The 16,959-nt window shown below is 42.7% G+C and carries 17 protein-coding genes and 1 tRNA gene; 3 read left to right on the top strand and 15 right to left on the bottom strand.

Annotated features, from left to right (window positions below; genetic code table 11):
• Positions 1 to 44: 44 nt before the first annotated feature.
• The 8 genes from uppS to GB992_RS03340 all read right to left on the bottom strand — a co-directional run bounded on the left by uppS (position 45) and on the right by GB992_RS03340 (position 6,879).
• Complete coding sequence (uppS, locus tag GB992_RS03375) at positions 45 to 827, bottom strand: undecaprenyl pyrophosphate synthase (protein WP_161001211.1); 783 nt, start codon at positions 825 to 827, stop codon at positions 45 to 47.
• Between the two features lie 570 nt (positions 828 to 1,397).
• On the bottom strand, positions 1,398 to 1,961 hold the full coding sequence (gene frr / locus GB992_RS03370; RefSeq protein ID WP_017261988.1) for a ribosome recycling factor: 564 nt from the start codon (positions 1,959 to 1,961) through the stop codon (positions 1,398 to 1,400).
• A gap of 1 nt (position 1,962) precedes the next feature.
• On the bottom strand, positions 1,963 to 2,685 hold the full coding sequence (pyrH, locus tag GB992_RS03365; protein WP_017261989.1) for a UMP kinase: 723 nt from the start codon (positions 2,683 to 2,685) through the stop codon (positions 1,963 to 1,965).
• Positions 2,686 to 2,767: 82 nt separating this feature from the next.
• A complete protein-coding gene (gene tsf / locus GB992_RS03360) occupies positions 2,768 to 3,643 on the bottom strand; it encodes a translation elongation factor Ts (protein ID WP_161001210.1) in 876 nt (291 codons plus the stop codon).
• Positions 3,644 to 3,756: 113 nt separating this feature from the next.
• Positions 3,757 to 4,542: a 30S ribosomal protein S2 gene (gene rpsB, locus GB992_RS03355; RefSeq protein ID WP_017261991.1), complete on the bottom strand. Its 786-nt coding sequence runs from the start codon at positions 4,540 to 4,542 to the stop codon at positions 3,757 to 3,759.
• Positions 4,543 to 4,694: 152 nt separating this feature from the next.
• Positions 4,695 to 5,687, bottom strand: a complete 993-nt coding sequence (locus GB992_RS03350; protein ID WP_161001209.1) for a D-2-hydroxyacid dehydrogenase — start codon at positions 5,685 to 5,687, stop codon at positions 4,695 to 4,697.
• 146 nt (positions 5,688 to 5,833) lie between these two features.
• Complete coding sequence (locus GB992_RS03345) at positions 5,834 to 6,118, bottom strand: GIY-YIG nuclease family protein (protein WP_161001208.1); 285 nt, start codon at positions 6,116 to 6,118, stop codon at positions 5,834 to 5,836.
• A gap of 2 nt (positions 6,119 to 6,120) precedes the next feature.
• Complete coding sequence (locus GB992_RS03340) at positions 6,121 to 6,879, bottom strand: tRNA1(Val) (adenine(37)-N6)-methyltransferase (RefSeq protein ID WP_161001519.1); 759 nt, start codon at positions 6,877 to 6,879, stop codon at positions 6,121 to 6,123.
• 286 nt (positions 6,880 to 7,165) lie between these two features.
• On the opposite strand from GB992_RS03340, the gene GB992_RS03335 reads away from it, so the two are divergent.
• A complete protein-coding gene (locus GB992_RS03335) occupies positions 7,166 to 7,900 on the top strand; it encodes a lysophospholipid acyltransferase family protein (protein WP_161001207.1) in 735 nt (244 codons plus the stop codon).
• Between the two features lie 119 nt (positions 7,901 to 8,019).
• On the opposite strand, the gene GB992_RS03330 is transcribed toward GB992_RS03335, so the two are convergent.
• The 4 genes from GB992_RS03330 to GB992_RS03315 all read right to left on the bottom strand — a co-directional run bounded on the left by GB992_RS03330 (position 8,020) and on the right by GB992_RS03315 (position 12,459).
• Complete coding sequence (locus tag GB992_RS03330) at positions 8,020 to 9,858, bottom strand: ABC transporter ATP-binding protein (RefSeq protein WP_161001206.1); 1,839 nt, start codon at positions 9,856 to 9,858, stop codon at positions 8,020 to 8,022.
• Positions 9,858 to 11,609: an ABC transporter transmembrane domain-containing protein gene (locus tag GB992_RS03325; protein ID WP_161001205.1), complete on the bottom strand. Its 1,752-nt coding sequence runs from the start codon at positions 11,607 to 11,609 to the stop codon at positions 9,858 to 9,860. Before GB992_RS03325 ends, GB992_RS03330 begins: the two co-directional genes overlap by 1 nt.
• A gap of 294 nt (positions 11,610 to 11,903) precedes the next feature.
• A complete protein-coding gene (locus GB992_RS03320; protein ID WP_017261998.1) occupies positions 11,904 to 12,128 on the bottom strand; it encodes a YneF family protein in 225 nt (74 codons plus the stop codon).
• Between the two features lie 91 nt (positions 12,129 to 12,219).
• Positions 12,220 to 12,459 carry a DUF896 domain-containing protein gene (locus GB992_RS03315; RefSeq protein ID WP_161001204.1) on the bottom strand — a complete coding sequence of 80 codons (240 nt, stop codon included), beginning with the start codon at positions 12,457 to 12,459 and terminating at the stop codon, positions 12,220 to 12,222.
• A gap of 230 nt (positions 12,460 to 12,689) precedes the next feature.
• Here GB992_RS03315 and lexA point away from each other — a divergent pair, with 230 nt between their 5' ends.
• Positions 12,690 to 13,319, top strand: a complete 630-nt coding sequence (lexA, locus tag GB992_RS03310) for a transcriptional repressor LexA (protein WP_017262000.1) — start codon at positions 12,690 to 12,692, stop codon at positions 13,317 to 13,319.
• Positions 13,320 to 13,543: 224 nt separating this feature from the next.
• Here the strand turns inward: lexA and GB992_RS03305 are convergent, their stop codons facing one another.
• Positions 13,544 to 13,984 carry a nucleoside 2-deoxyribosyltransferase gene (locus tag GB992_RS03305; protein ID WP_161001203.1) on the bottom strand — a complete coding sequence of 147 codons (441 nt, stop codon included), beginning with the start codon at positions 13,982 to 13,984 and terminating at the stop codon, positions 13,544 to 13,546.
• 602 nt (positions 13,985 to 14,586) lie between these two features.
• On the opposite strand from GB992_RS03305, the gene GB992_RS03300 reads away from it, so the two are divergent.
• Entirely contained in the window at positions 14,587 to 15,243 is a 657-nt protein-coding gene (locus GB992_RS03300; protein ID WP_161001202.1) for a hypothetical protein, read from the top strand.
• A 213-nt stretch (positions 15,244 to 15,456) separates the two neighbouring features.
• Here GB992_RS03300 and GB992_RS03295 read toward each other — a convergent pair whose 3' ends face one another.
• Positions 15,457 to 16,617: a hydroxymethylglutaryl-CoA synthase gene (locus GB992_RS03295; RefSeq protein WP_161001201.1), complete on the bottom strand. Its 1,161-nt coding sequence runs from the start codon at positions 16,615 to 16,617 to the stop codon at positions 15,457 to 15,459.
• Between the two features lie 126 nt (positions 16,618 to 16,743).
• A tRNA-Ser gene (locus tag GB992_RS03290) sits at positions 16,744 to 16,832 on the bottom strand.
• Positions 16,833 to 16,959 lie beyond the last annotated feature (127 nt).

Genomic DNA, 16,959 nt, shown 5'->3' with positions numbered 1-16,959 from the left:
TGAAACTCCTCACTTCTGGACAAGCCTTAGCCCGTCACAAACTCTTATTTATTTTTTTGTTGTTTGACGCCACCGAAGCGACGGTCACGTTGTTGAAATTGCCCAATACAGCGACGCAATTCTGTGTCGTCAAAATCAGGCCAATACCCTTCTGTAAATACCAATTCGCTATAAGCAATTTGCCAAAGCAAAAAATTCGAAATTCGTTCTTCTCCACTAGTTCGAATTAGCAAATCAGGGTTATTGTATGGTGCAAGTGGAGCCGTCATTAAAGCCTGATCAACGGTTTCCGTAGTAATGTCCGCAACCTGTTGGTCCCCGTCAGCAACTCTTTGCGCAATTTTTTGGATAGCCGTCACGATTTCCGCTTGTCCGCCATAGTTAAGTGCAAAATTTAAAATCATGCCGGTACAGTGCGCGGTATCCGCAATCGCATTGTTAACAGCTGTTTGGGTTTTTTTCGGAAGCTGATCCGTATATCCCATAACATTAACCCGCACATTTTCTTTAACCAAGTCGGGTACAAAAGTGTCAAAAAAATCGACTGGCAGTTGCATAAGATAGTTAACTTCATTCTCTGAACGTTTCCAATTTTCTGTTGAAAAAGCATACAGTGTTAGCACCTTAATACCTAAATGACTAGCCGCAATGGTCACCTTTTTAACAGCATTCATGCCTTCCTTGTGGCCTGCCACACGTGGTAAATGTCGCTTCTGAGCCCATCGTCCGTTACCATCCATGATGATGGCAACGTGCTTAGGAATGCGTGTCTCATCGAGATCACTTGGCGAAGTTTCAGGTGCCACAGTCTTTTTTCGTCCAAACAAAACAACGTCCACCTTTCAATTCTACGTCTTTCTAGTTTAACAAAAACACCCAGTCATTACATTAAAACACAGCGAAATAAACGCAGTGACCTTCTAAAAAATGACGAAACGTGCCCGGTTGATGGGACAGACAACCATTATGTATGGTCGCCAAACAATAATCATTGTCTTAAATATCTACCTCGGCATTGTATCACTTTAACGTAACTGGTAAAACTGGCCACAGTCAGCACTCATTAGTAAATTGTCACCTTAAATAAAAAAACGACTGTGACTGGAAAAACAAATTTCCAATCACAATCGCTTATATGATAGATTGTAAAATTAATCCGAACGCTGTTCGGACAAAAAAGATCAGCTTCCTTTAAAATGGTGTTTACCACAAACCCATCTTTTAGGAGCTGATCTTTTGTCTAGTATAACCTATTCCGAACGAATTAAAATCGAAATCAGAGACCACTTAAAATACTTGACTGGCAAACACCTTATCAGATCATGCTGACAAATTTGTCCAAAAATTCGGATTAAATTTGCAATCTACCATATGACAAAAAATATCCAGAGCCGTAACTAGATAGTCATTAATTCTTTCTCTTTGTCACTGGCGATATTTTCAACATTCTTAATGCCAGCATCCGTAATTTTTTGAGCTTGTTCTTCAAGATCGTGCAACTGATCATCTGTAAAGTCACCATTTTTGTGACCTTTTTTTAATGAATCCATTGCATCTCGACGAACATTACGAACGGCAACTTTAGCTTCTTCAGCCTTACCATGAACTTGTTTAACCAAGTCTTTCCGGCTTTCTTCAGTCAATTGCGGAATAACCAGCCGGATAGCGTTACCATCGTTAGCTGGATTAATTCCCAAATCAGAAGTCAAAATTGCGTGTTCAATAGCATCCAAACTACTTTTATCAAATGGTGTTATTAATAAGACACGCGCTTCCGGAATCGTGATGGAAGCCATTTGATTAATCGGTGTTGGCGCGCCATAATAATCCGCCTTAATATCAGCGAGCAAGCCTGCGTTTGCACGGCCTGCACGAATATTGCCAAGCTCACGTGACAGCGCATCACCAGCCTTACTCATCCGTTCTTGTGCATCTTTTAAAATCGGTTCATTAACAGCCATTTTATTTCCCCCTAACAGTTGTCCCAATATTTTCACCCTTAACAACCTTCAAAACATTGCCAGGTTCGTTGAAGTTAAAGACGACCAGTGGAATATTATTATCCATTGACAACGACGTTGCTGTTGTATCCATAACATGAAGACCCTTGTTGATAATATCCAAGTGAGTCAAAGAATCGTACTTGACTGCATCAGGATCTACATTCGGATCGGCCGAATAAATACCGTCCGTGCCATTTTTAGCCATGAGAATAGCATCTGCATTGATTTCAGCTGCTCGTAAAGCAGCGGTCGTATCTGTTGAAAAGTATGGTGAACCAGTTCCACCGGCAAAAATCACGACCCGATCCTTTTCTAAATGACGAACCGCCTTCCGACGAATGTAAGGTTCTGCAATCTGGCGCATTTCAATAGAAGTCTGGACACGTGTTGGTACATCTAAGCTTTCCAAACTGTCTTGTAAAGCCAAGGCGTTCATAATAGTTGCCAGCATACCGACGTAATCAGCTTGGGCGCGTTCCATGCCCATTTCAGATCCTGCTTCACCTCGCCAAATGTTACCGCCACCGACAACAATTGCAATCTGCACACCAAGGGCATAAACCTCTCTTAGTTCTTCAGCAACGGTTTTAATCTTTGGCGGATAGATTCCGAATCCTTGTTCACCGGCCAGTGCTTCACCGCTCAACTTTAACATTACACGTTTGTATTTTACATCAGCCATTAGACCAACATCCTCCTTGTCAGATCCCATGTGGGCGTCTCATTCTACAAAAAAGGCGCACATAACGTACGCCCTGGTTTAATTACTTGATTTGACCCATAACTTCGTCAACGAAGTCATCGCTCTTCTTTTCCATGCCTTCACCGACTTGGTAACGAACGAATGAAACAACCTTGGCGTTCTTCGAGGAAACGTACTGGTCAACAGTTTGATCGCCGTCCTTAACGAATGGTTGATCATTCAATGAAATTTCAGCCAACCACTTGTTCAAACGACCATCGATCATTTTTTCTTTGATGTTGTCTGGCTTGCCAGCAAGATCGTCTTCTTTAGAAAGAACATCCTTTTCATGGTTCAAACGGTCAGCCGGTACATCAGTCCGGTCAACATATTCTGGGTTGATTGCAGCGACGTGCATCGCAACATCCTTAGCTGTTTCGGCGTCGCCACCTTCAAGAACAACCAAAGAAGCAATTGAACCACCCATGTGTAGGTATGAACCAAATACTTGGTCATCATTCTTATCAACGACCTGGAACCGGCGCAAACTAATCTTTTCACCTGTTACTTGTGTAGCAGAGATGATTGCATCGCTTAACGTTTCGCTGTCATTAGCTTTCAACTTCAAAGCTTCTTCAACAGTAGCAGGTTCTTCCAAAGCAATTTGGTCACTAACTGTTTGTAACAGATCTTTGAACGTGTCGTTTGAAGCAACAAAGTCTGTTTCTGAGTTTAATTCAACAATTGCTGCCTTGTTGCCATGAATAGCAACTTCGGTTAACCCTTCAGCAGCAATGCGGTCACTCTTCTTTTCTGCCTTGGCGATACCCTTTTCACGTAGGAAGTCTAAAGCCTTGGCTTCATCACCATCAGTGGCAACTAATGCCTTCTTAGCGTCCATGATACCAACACCGGTTTTTTCACGTAATGCTTTAACTTGAGCTGCTGTAACTGCCATCTTAGTATGGCCTCCTCATAATTTTTAATAAACTTAGTAATTTGAGAAAAAGACTGCCTATCAATCTCAGGCCACAACGGTCTCAACTGATAGACAGCCTAAGGTTTTATCGCTTAGTTGTTTTTTTGCTTGTTGTCGCCTTCAACAGCATCAACGATGTCTTCCATCGAATCGCCCTTTGCAGCGGCTTGTTGTTGATCGTCAGCGCCTTGGTCTTCACCTTGGCGGCCTTCGATAACAGCATCAGCCATCTTCGAAGAGATCAAACGGATGGCACGGATAGCATCATCGTTTGAAGGAATGATGTAGTCAATGTCGTCTGGGTCAGTGTTCGTGTCAACCATGGCAACAATCGGAATGTTCAATTTGTGTGCTTCTTGAACAGCGATTTGTTCCTTACGAGGGTCAACGATGAACATAACATCAGGAATACCAGGCATATCTTCGATACCGCCAAGGAACTTTTCAAGCTTTTCACGTTGCTTAGTCAACAAAGCAACTTCCTTCTTTGGCAGACGATCAAAAGTACCGTCTTCGTCCATCTTCTTTAAGTCCTTCAAACGCTTGATCCGTGTTTGAATGGTGTTCCAGTTAGTCAACGTACCACCAAGCCAACGGTGGTTAACGTAGTACATACCGGCACGAGTGGCTTCTTCTTCGATTGAGTCTTGAGCTTGCTTCTTAGTTCCAACAAATAAAATGTTTGAACCCTTAGCAGCTTCATCCTTAACAAAGTTGTAGGCAACGTCAGCCATCTTAACCGTCTTTTGCAAGTCAATGATGTAAATACCGTTACGTTCAGTAAAAATGTAACGCTTCATCTTTGGGTTCCAACGACGTGTTTGGTGACCGAAGTGGACACCAGCTTCAAGCAATTGCTTCATAGAAATAACAGCCATGTGTTAAATCCTCCAAAATATAATGTTTTTCCTCCCCAACGCTCATTTGCACAGATCACTCATCCCTGAGCACCGATTTGCGCATCACGCTAGGTGTGAATTGGTTTTGAACCGACAATTAGTATACCAAACGCCAAGTGCTGTGACAAGCATTAAATCACCTGATCTTCAGAGACACCTGTTTGAATCAAACTCAAGTTGTGATCGAGAGAAACGGTCACCATGTTTTTTACGGCCACATTTGTATAAAAAGCAATGTGAGGCGTCATTAAAACGTTCTCGCGAGCAAACAAATTGTTGAAGGTTGGATCATCAATTTGTTGATTTCTTAAATCGTGGTTAAAAATGGGCAGTTCCTTTTCATAAGTATCTAAGGCGGCGCCTGCGACCTTACCACTATCCAACGCTGTAATCAGCGCCTGACTGTCAATCAACGTGCCACGTCCTGCGTTAACGATCCAAACACCGTCATTCATCTGGGCAAAAGCATCCTGATCCAGCATATGAAAATCATCTTTGGTTGCTGGCGCATGTAATGTAATCACGGTGCTGGCCTGATATAACTCGGCCAATGAGTCAACATAGACGCCCTCTTTTTCCAATTCGGCATTATGGTAAACATCGTAAGCAACGACTTTCGCGCCAAAGCCACGGTATATTTTAATTGCCGCACGCCCAATTCTGCCAGTGCCGATCACACCGACCGTTTGCTGATTCAATTCCTGTGAGACATCTGGTGCCCAGCGGAAATCCTGAGCGTGAATTTTAGCTTCAAAACGACGCGTGTTGCGCAACAACTGCAATAACTGGCTAACCGTGAATTCCGCAATTGCCGCTGGAGAATAGGCAGGCACATTAGTCACCTTAATTCCTAATTTTTTTGCAGTATCGAGCGCCATAGCGTCCGCGCCCACGATTCGCGACGACACTGCTCGCACATTTTCTTTGACCAGTCGTTCAAATATCGCTGGCCCTACTGGATCCGTTTGTAAAATGCTAATCCCATCACAACCAGCGGCCTCATCAACGGAATGTTCATCTAAAATAGCCGGTGTCAACGAAACAGTTACTTCTGGATGTGCTGCCTGCCAAGTTTTAAAGTAAGGCCTTTCGTCATCCCGTACGCCATAAGCTAGAATTTTCATAACGTTTATTCCTCCAAGTAAAATTGACAACTATTTCAATTTTTGAATACCAATTTAGCTTAGCACAAAACTAGCCCCATCTTCGCTGAAAGAATGGCACACAATCACCACCTTTTAATGACACAACTGGACAACCTCGCTAATTACTAATCATTATTTTCAAATGGGTTGGCATGATGATCCTGAAGGAAAGCAATTTTTTTGGCTCGCGGTTGATGTTTAAATGCATACTCAGCCTTTAGCGCGCTAGATTTATCTTCAAACGCCTGTGCATAAATCATTTTTAACGGATGACGAAATGCTGGTCGTGTGTACTTGGCTCCCTTGCCAGCCTGATGAGTTGCAAAGCGTCGGCCAACATCGTCTGTAAAGCCACCGTACAGCGTGTTGTCGGCACAAAGTAGCACATAAAAATAATAAGGCTTTGACACTATTATTGCGCCTCGTTTCCGTAAAGCAATTCACGCACATGACCAACATAGTTACCTTCGTTGTCTGCAACAGTCAACGGTGGTAATACTTTTAAACCATTTGTTTTGCCGTCTTTGATAGCATCCACTAGGAACATATTGGCTTCGCGCCCTGGTTTTGGGTACACAAACTGCAACCGTTTGGGTGCCAAACGAGCCGCCTGTAACAACGTCATCATTTCCAAAAAACGATCTGGTCGGAACACAAAATACGCGTGACCGGTCATTTTCAGCAATCCTGAGGCCGCGTTAATCACATCTGCTAACGTTGTCGTCAGCTCATGCCTTGCAATGGCGTAATGTTCATTGGGATTTTTTTGAGATGTTGGTGCATCAACGAAATAAGGTGGATTACAGGTCACAATCGCAGCCGAATCAGGACGAATAACCGTCGTCACATCTTTAAGATCCATTGTCAGAACTTCCGCCCGTGTAGTCAAACCATTAAGACTAACTGAGCGCCGAGCCATATCGGCTAGACGTGGTTGAATCTCAACCATTTTTATTGGCCCTTTTGTTTTAGGACTGAAAAACAAACCGACCGCCCCGTTGCCCGCACATAAATCGACGGTTAATCCTCGCCTGGTTCTGTCGGGATTGGCAAAATCAGCTAATAGAACCGCATCTAGTGAAAATGAAAAAACGGTTTTACTTTGAATAATTTTAATATCGGCACCATATAACTGGTCAATTCGTTCATCTGGCAGTAAGTTCGGTTCCATTAATGTGTTCACTTCTTTCACAGACTGTTTCAACCTTGCATTCTAAGGTCATCTTCGTCATACTCTTATCAGAATTATTATGGTCTAGCCTAGCAAATGCAAGTAGATTTCCAAATACCATGGCGACCAGCTTTGTTTATGTCAGTGATCAACAGGGTTGACGAATTTCAACTTATTTTTTAAACTAAGGCCAATGTTTCGACATTCGGGAAACGTCAATCACAATAAATTATCAGCTTTTTAGATTATCTATTTTTAAAAACATTTAAGACTCGGAGGCACCGCCTTGTTCTATTCATTTATTCGTGTTGTCGCCCGCATTATCCTATTAATCGTCAACGGGCGACCAAAAATCACACATAAAGACCGTTTGCCAGAAGGAACCTACATTCTTGTGGGGCCGCACCGAACTTGGTTTGATCCAATTTATTACGCTCTAGCCGCATCACCTCGAAAATTCTCGTTCATGACCAAAAAGGAACTCTTCAAAAATCCAATCATCCGTTTTGTGCTCAACCATGCCAATGCCTATCCGGTAGACCGGGATCACCCAGGCCCTTCAGCCATCAAGACCCCTGTCAAGATTCTAAAACAAGGTGAACTGTCGACCATCATCTTTCCTTCTGGCACTCGTCATTCCAGTGAAATGAAAGGTGGCGCCACAGTCATCGCTAAGCTTGCTGGTGTTCCCTTGGTTCCTACTGTTTATCAAGGGCCATTGACATTTATGGGATTATTCAGTCGCAAACGTGTCAAAATCAGTTTCGGTGAACCGATTTATATCGACCGCAAATTCAAAACAGATGATGCCGGTCAACAACAAATTGATCAACAAATGCAAGCCGCCTTTGATGCTTTGGATAAAGAAATTGATCCGTCCTTCCACTATGTGGATCCAAATCAAAAGCTCTATGAAGAATATCAACAAAAACAAGCCGCAGAGAAAACCAAAGAAAAAGTCGAAGCTGAACATTTGGCAGAGTTAACTAAACCAGAAGTCCACAACAACCGTAAATCATAATTAACCAAACACAGCATAATCATTGTCATTAAAAAGGTGTACTGACGACTCCAGCTTTGGAATCGTCAGTACACCTTTATTTTTGCCTATCCAACGCGTAGTCTCAGTCATTCCTTCACTTAAGCACTGGAATCATCTTCTTCACTATTAAGAAGTGCCTCACGTTGATCTGCATCAACTGCTGTTTGCAACCGATACATGTCGTAGTAACGCCCGCGCTTAGCCAGCAAATCATCATGCGTGCCTCGCTCAACAATTCGACCTTGATCCAGTACCAAAATCTGATCAGCATTTCTAATCGTTGACAGCCGGTGCGCAATTGCAATCGTGGTCCGTCCACTTTGCAGTTTTTGAAGACCATCTTGAATGAGTGCTTCAGTTTCTGTATCGATGTCGGCCGTTGCCTCATCCAAGATAAGCACCTTTGGATTATGTGCTACCGTGCGTGCAAACGACAACAATTGTCGCTGACCACCAGAATAGCTGGCGCCACGTTCAATGACACGAGCATGATATTTATCAGGCAATTGGTCAATAAAACGATCTGCCGACACAAAACGTGCGGCATCTTCAACTTGTTGATCACTGATATTGTCATCAAACATGCGGATGTTTGAGGCGATGTCGCCGTAAAACATAAACGAATCCTGAAGAACGAGCCCAAATCGTTGACGCAATTCAGTCATACTGTAATCGCGAATGTCACGATCATCTATCAAAACTTGGCCCGAACCAAATTCATAAAACCGCATCAAAACATTTATCGTTGAAGATTTACCGGAACCAGTGTGACCAACCAACGCAACCGTCTGCCCTGGCTCAACGGCCAAGGAAACGTCGTGTAACACATCATGTTCACCATCATAACTAAAGTTAACGTGTTTAAACTCGATTTTTCCTCGGGTAATTTTAGCACCCTCAACCGGATGTTGTTGTGGCGCGAGTGTTTGATCATCCATCACTCGTAAAACCCGTGAACCGGCAACAATACCGTCTTGAAAGTCGGAGAGCGAATCCATCATGTTCGCCATCGGATTGTAAAAATTACTAAGGTATTGAACAAACGCGTAAATTGTACCTGCAAGAACAAAGTGATGAAATGCATCGATACCAAACATCCATAGCACAGCAACTTCGCCCAGAGCAAACAGTAAATCAATAATTGGACCAAGCAACAGTGAATTGGTACGAATCATTGCCCGTCTTGTATCAAAATAGGCTTGATTAGTTTGTTCAAATTCACTATTCATTCGGTGCTCCTGGCGAAATTCCTGAATCACCGCAATTCCGTTAATAGACTCTGCTAGTTTAGCGTTCAGTTCGCTTAGTCGTTCGCGCATAGACCGGTAAACCCGACTACTAAAATGCTGATAATACCAAATCGCAAAAATTAATATCGGTAAGAAAGCGAGGACAACTAGCGAAACTTTAACGTTTGTTCGGTACATGGCGTAAAACGATGTAATTACTGAGAACAACGCCACAATAGCGGCAGCAAACAGTGCCCAGAATGTTTGAAATGACATTGTATCATTTGTTAGCCGCGATAATATTGATCCGGCCGGTACTTGGTCAAAGTAGCGCATTCCAAGTGTGTGGAGCTTACGGAACATCTTAACACGCACATTTTCAAGCATTCGTTCGCCACCCATGGCGTACAAGAATTCCTGACCAAACTGGAAAATTGCTTTGATAATCGTCCCAAGAAAATAAAATCCGGCAAAGAAGAGGACAACGCGCAATCCTGAATTATGCACCCTTAAATACTGATCCATATACGTCGACATCAACTTTGGCAACAATACATTAATTAAACTAACCAAAAAGGCAAAGACAATTGCCCAGATGAAGTCCCATTTATAGGGTGCCGCATAAGGTAATAAACGCTTAATAACAGTTGTCTGTTCTTTCAGCGACATACTTCGAGCCCAGACCGACTCATGATTATTTTGTGCCATTAGTCGTTGCCACCTCCAATCGAATCTGACAATTGCTGCTGGTCGTACATCCGTTTGTACCAACCATTTTGGGCCATCAGTTCGGCATGGGTGCCTCGTTCGCTAATATGCCCATCCGTCATCACTAAAATTTCATCAGCATTAACAACTGAACTTAAACGATGTGCGGCAATAATCGTTGTCTTACCTGCTCGGTTACTGCCTAAACGTTCAAGAATTTGAGCCTCCGTTTTGGCATCAACCGCCGACAACGCCTCATCCAAAATCAATACCTCAGGATCGATCACTAACGCTCTGGCAATAGCTAACCGCTGTTTCTGACCACCAGACAGTGAGACCCCTTCTTCGCCCACTTCCGTTTGATAGCCGTCCGGCATGTTACTGACCTCGGTATCAAACGCAGCCGTGTAAGCAGCATCTTCAATGGCTTGATCACTCAAATCAGGGTTTGCAAAAGCAATGTTGCCTTTCACAGACGCTGAAAACAAAAAACTATCCTGTGGCACGTAACCAATAGAACGAATATAAGCATCCAGCGTGTAATCACGAATATCATGACCACCCATTTTAATCGTGCCTTGATAATCGTCAAACTGACGTAGAAGCAACTTAATAATGGACGACTTGCCGGCTCCAACACGGCCAACGATGCCCAATGTGTGACCCGTAGGCAAAGAAAAATCAATGTTTGTCAACCGTGATTGCTTCTCATCAGGATAGTTAAATGCCTTGATATCAAAATTAATGGTGCCTGTTGCTGGCTGTTTAATCCCATCCGTTTTTTCAACAATGCTAGACTTTTCGTGCAATAAAAAGTTAACCCGGTCGTAGGAAGCGTTCCCACGTTCCATAGTGTTGAATAATTGACCAATCGCAAACATTGGCCAAACCAGCATACCAACATAAGCAATGAACGTCACCAATTGTCCGAGTGAGATCACCCCACTGGTTACATATCGACCGCCTAAGACAATTGTCGCCACGTAAGACAAACCAATAATCACCGTAATCAACGGATCAAACATCGCGTCCAAGAAATTGGTGTATCGGTTGATTTTGATGGTGTCCTGAACTTGCCCCTCAAAATCTGCTTCATCCTGTTTTTCTTGACCTAATGTTTTAATAACCTTAATGCCTTCAATACTCTCTTGGGCCTTGTTGTTTAAACGAGAAAAAGCTGCCTGCGATTCACCAAAGGCTACGTGAATTTTTGTTCCTACATACCGAGCCACAATTGCAATCAATGGCAATGGCAGGACAGCTAAAATAGTGAGCCGCCAGTTAACCATGATCATCATGGCAACCAATGTTGTACCACCAGTGATAATGGAATCGGCAAACTGAAGGATCCCGCCACCGGCGACTCGTTGGACGGCCGATAGATCATTGGTCGCATGGGCCATCAAATCGCCAGTTCGATACCGTTGGTAAAAAGCGGTATCCATTTGCATAAAATGCCAGTATAACCGCTCTCGTAGTGTTCTTTCGAGGTTAGCTGCACCTCCCCAAATAGCCGTCCGCCACAAAAAACGGGCTGCGTATGCTAGCAAGGCCGTAACAGTCATGACACCAAGTGCTAGACCAAGTTTTCCAGCAGTCAGCGTACGCTTATCCATTAAATCAACCAGCATACCAATAATTCTTGGCGGAATGATGCCCAGTAAGGCGGTTAGCAATAAACCAATCACACCCCAAAAATATGTTCGTCGCTCAGCCTTAAAGTACCAAGCAAGTTTTCTAAAAATCGACACCAAGGTCACCAACTTTCCAATAACGCACAATTAAAAAAAGAACTTGAATTGTCAAATTAAGTGCAACACTACATTAAAGAATATTTCATAAGGCGTTTTCCATCCGAGACATTTACGGGGACGATTATTCATTTGTTCTTTCCTTTCATGATTGTTTTCGCAAACATCATTTTACAGAAATTTGGCCATGGGCCATTCTTTATTTAATTAGTGTTGCACTTAAAGTGTAAATTCAAGAATATAAAAAACGGGCAGGAGTAATCCAGCCCGTTTAATCAATTACATTAATCAGAATTAGCTCTTTCGTGCTTGACTCTGCATGGTTGACAGCATTTGCTTCAACTTCTTTTCAGAAGGCTTTTGCCCCATTTGCAGCATCATCGTCCGTAGCATTTCTTCAGTAATCGGAGGATTATTCTTAAGGTAGTTTTGCATGTAGCGGCGCGCAAAGAAGAAGCCACCAACAACACCGGCGACTGCCGCTAAAATAACGATTAAAATCCACAACCCTGTTGACATCGAAATAACCTCCTTCCATAGATGAATTACATTAAGTAATACTACACAACATCAACGCGCTTGAAAACCCTTTAATGCCAAAAAAAGCAAATTAATCGTCTCGCAAACCTTTTTTGCGTTGGACATCCTTCACTTTTTCTGGCGTAACTTCTTTACCGTCTTTGTCGAATACTTGCATCATTTCAACTTGTGACCGGAACGCCTTCCTAAAGTTGGCTAAAAAGGCCTCGCGAAGTTTCTTTTGTTCAACTTTCTCTTCATCGGTCAGTCCCGTTGTCTTTTGTTTATGAGCAAGTTCATTAATCCGGGCACGTAATTTTTCTGATTCCATTGATTCTGCCCCTCCTTATCATTTATCCAAGGCTTCGACTGACCATTATACAAGAAGAAGTCAAAAAGTGGAAAAGATTTGCAGTAAAGCGAACATTTGTTTGACCGAGAGCAAAAAATGTGCTAAGTTTTAACTATCGAAATCGCGTAGCTCCGCCAACCGGACCCACCACGAACACGTTTTCACATTTGTTCGCGGCTACGCAAAAATAAGACGAGGTGTTGACGAACATGTCAAGAAGTTCCGAAAGCAAACAAATTGCGGTACTCCGCTTTATCTATGAACGTGTTAATGAAAAAGGTTATCCGCCGACCGTTCGTGAAATTGGCGAAGCAGTTGATTTATCCTCTACTTCTACAGTTCATGGACATATTGATCGTTTACAAAAAAAAGGATTGCTGGTTAAGGATCCCACTAAACCACGTGCCATTGAACTAACGGACGCTGGTTTGCAAACACTTGGCGTGTCAACGACACCAAACGAAATTCCGGTCTTAGGTGTCGTTGCTGCTGGTGAACCAATCTTAGCAGTCCAAGATGCTACCGACTATTTCCCGGTTCCACCAGAGCTAACCGAATATGATGGCGACCTCTTTATGCTTACCATTCGTGGTGACAGTATGATTAACATGGGGATTCTCACCGGCGATCGTGTCATTGTTCGACGTCAACAAAACGCCGACAATGGGGATATTGTTATTGCAATGACCGATGAGAATGAAGCAACCTGCAAACGTTTCTTTAAAGAGTCTGATCACTATCGGCTCCAACCTGAGAACGATAACATGGCTCCTATTATTTTGAACAATGTCACAATTTTAGGTAAAGTTGTTGGCCTCTATCGTGATTCAGTTTATTAATTCCAAAATTACGGCAGTAAAAAGCTGAGGTTTAACCACTCATTTGTGGTTAAACCTCAGCTTTTTTTGTCTGACCTCTTACATAGGTCGCTTCTCATCGCACATGACATGCAACAATTTGTTCACTGACTAAATCTGTACAAGTCGACCTATTTTCACTGTTTGCTGTACCTTAATAAAAATAATCACCATTACCACAGCAAGTGCTTCCTGGACAGACACTTTTACTGAACTTCACCAACGTAACGTTGTTCTGGCAATTGATCAAAGTTAAGCGCCGTCAATTCTTCAGCATGCTCAACATATGTTTTTGCGCCTTGAGCTAACATCAAATTAACCAGGCCCGCTTTTTCGTGAACTAATACTACCGTCTTACCTTTGGCCACGGCATAACCAATTTCAAAGGCTGTCCCGCTGTCAACGGAATCTTCTGTAAAGTCACTAACAGCAACAACAATATCAGCATCGTTTAGATGATCCAAGTCGTGCTTGTATGCTGTCGACTGCCATTCTGGACTGCCGAACGTTAATTCAGGGAATTGGGACTTTCGTGGACTAAACACGTCACCAACGGTTTTATTGTCCGCTAGAGCCTGTTCTACACGTTTGACACGATCAATTTGGTCATCGTCAAAAAAAGGGCTGGCTAAATAAATAGATTTCACAGGATAATTCCTCCTCGAATTGATGCACTAATTATACGACAAAAATGAACAATCATACAATTAAAATTCGATTATGTTCACAAATGGAACTTTATATCTGTTCAAATCTTTATTAATTTGCTACTTATCGTCAAAAATGTGTACAATGATTTTTTATCCACGCGACGTTCTCTCGGATCGCGGATTAATTTTGATCATCCTTAACGGACGTACTTGGTCCGTTCTTAAAGTCACCTGCCCGTCTAATACATCTACCATGTAGCGATCGATCGGGTCAAAATTAATAATTTGTACAATAACATGATGTGTTAAGTGTTCAAGTACCTTACCCAAAAAGGGCTTTTGTAAATCGTCGCATTTTGAACATCGAACTATACTGCCTTGGCCTAGAGTTGCTGTCATAATAGGTCCTCCTTGAAATCATTCACTTCTTCTCCGTGTTTCGATTATGGATAGTGTAACGCACGTTTTCTTCGAATGCAATAATTTTATTTATGATTATCATACGAATTTTATTATGGATAATCAATATCGCTTTTTCTTTCATCAGTCGCAATGGTAGAATAGAAGTCATCACGACAGAGAAAAAAGGGGTTATCTTCATGATTTTTTTAGCCATTTTCGGTGGAATTGCATTAATTCTAGCCATTTTTTATTTACTCAATTCGATACAAAATTACGGTACATGGAAGTTTGCGACAGCACTTGTCGTGATTTTCACTTTGATCACGGGATTTGGAATTGTTAAACTGCCTTTCTGGCACCATCAAAGCCAAACAACGGCTAGCCAATCTTCCACCCAAAACGCTAGTCGACACTCTTCTCAAACATCAGCGGCTGCTCAATCATCATTGACCAAGGCAGCATCTACCTTTAACCCGACTGGCGGTGTCATCAATGGCCAAACGGCTAAACAAAAAAGCGCCGCTAAATCTTCCGCCGAAGATCAAATGACGACACAACTTAACTCCGCTTTTTCAACACTTGGCAAAGTCACCTTTGATCGTGCCAAAAAAACTTACACAATCACACCGGAGAACGAAAACACAGTCAAAGCGCTGGAAGCACTCGAAAAACAACCTTCCGAGGCTGATCAGGCTCATTGGCCAACATTGGTTAAGAATTTGACCACTTCTTCTACAAACATTAGTAAGGCGCTTAAAGACGATTACACACTGACATTAGTCAGCCCAGATCAATCTGGAAAAGTTTTATTCAGCGCCACAAATGGAAAAGCAACGACTAATTTCGCACAATAATCACCTTATGGACTAGCTACTGCCTTTCGTCCTAAATAATGAACTATTATGACTGCCCACGGGTGGTCTTTTTTTATTTGTAAACAAAAAGCCCTCGAATTCACGAGAGCTTTAGACTTTATCGTTCATAAAATCGTATAGGTGTATCCATTGCGTTTAACGCAGTGACACCACTCTAAGTGACGACTTACTATTGACGGAATTTCTCGTCAACTAGTGCGCTTGGTACTGACGCTGTTCACTATCAATGCCGGCAAGCACAAAATGTGCCGGATCAGCCGTAATGTCTAATTTTTTCGTACTTCCATCAGTCGGCAATTGATCATTAAAGAGCTGTTCATACTCGGCTACCGATACCCGTTGACGAGCATTGAGTAATGATTCAATTTTGACCTGATCAAACCCATTCCGATAGTTCGGCTGAACCGATGCCGTGTAAAACTCACCTTCCGCGCCTGAGCCATAACTAAACAATCCCAGCTGTGCATTAGCCGCTAATGTACCGTTTGCTAATAATGACAACAAACTTAAATATAATGAGCCCGTGTAGAGATTACCAACATGTCGGTTCCACAATCTGGCAGATTCAAAGTTATCAGTCAACCGAGATGCCACCGTGTCATCCGTCGGCAATACAGTTCGCAACGCTTTTAAGCCCATCTTAGAAAACGGCAAATGAAACAACATTGCGTCAAAATCTGCTACATCGGCACCATATGTCTTTTTGAATCGAGTCCAAACATCTGTAAAAAAGTCAACGTAAATGTTGGCGGAAAAATGTCCGTCCACACGTGCCTCCGTTGCGTAAACCGGCCGCCAAAAGTCCATCACATCTTGCGTCAAGTACGTACTTTGGTCACTGATTGCTAATATTTGTGGGTTCGCGCTGACAACCATGGCGACTGCGCCCGCACCTTGAGTGATTTCTCCAGGTGTGTGTAAGCCATAACGAGCGACGTCACTAGCTAACACTAACGCTTTACGTTGCGGATGTGCGGCAATATAGTCTTTGGCTAATTGCAAAGCCGCCGTGGCAGAATAACAAGCCTGTTTGACCTCAATGGCTCGTGTATGTTCCGTCAGTCCAAGCAAACGTTGAACATAAACGGCACCAGACTTAGAGTTATCCACACCAGATTCAGTCGCAAATAAAATAAGATCAATTGCCTGTTTGTCTGAGTCTTCGATAATTTGATCCGCTGCATTGGCCGCCATGGTGACTACATCCTGCGTTGGAGGCACAACAGCCATTTCTGATTGACCAATGCCGATATGATACTTATCAGGATCATCCCCGCGCGCGTGAGCTAAATCCGTCATATCTAACACCAAATGGGGTGTATAGAACCCCATCTTATCGATCCCAATGTTCATCTTAGCAAGCTCCTTTTTAGCAGATCAATTTTAGTTGTTTCCAAAAACGCCCAGGCATTAATTTAATTTAGAAAAAACACCACTCATCAAACGTCAATGGGTGGTGTTTTCCTGCCAAGGGTATAAAGGAGAGTACAGGATTTGAACCTGCGCGCCCGCTATAAACGGGTTCGACGGATTTCGAGTCCGTTGCATTACCACTCTGCCAACTCTCCAAGAGGTACTCAAATAGTATAGCATAAAAACACCCCTACACAACGGTAGTGCTGATTTTTATCAGTTGAAATAAGCACTTTTTAAATTAGTCTAAACAAAGTGGTTGACGAATGTCATGTTTCGTTT

The organism is Furfurilactobacillus milii (assembly GCF_009863985.1).
GTDB classification, from domain to species: Bacteria; Bacillota; Bacilli; order Lactobacillales; family Lactobacillaceae; genus Furfurilactobacillus; species Furfurilactobacillus milii_A.
This window is presented reverse-complemented; position numbering and strand designations above follow the sequence as displayed.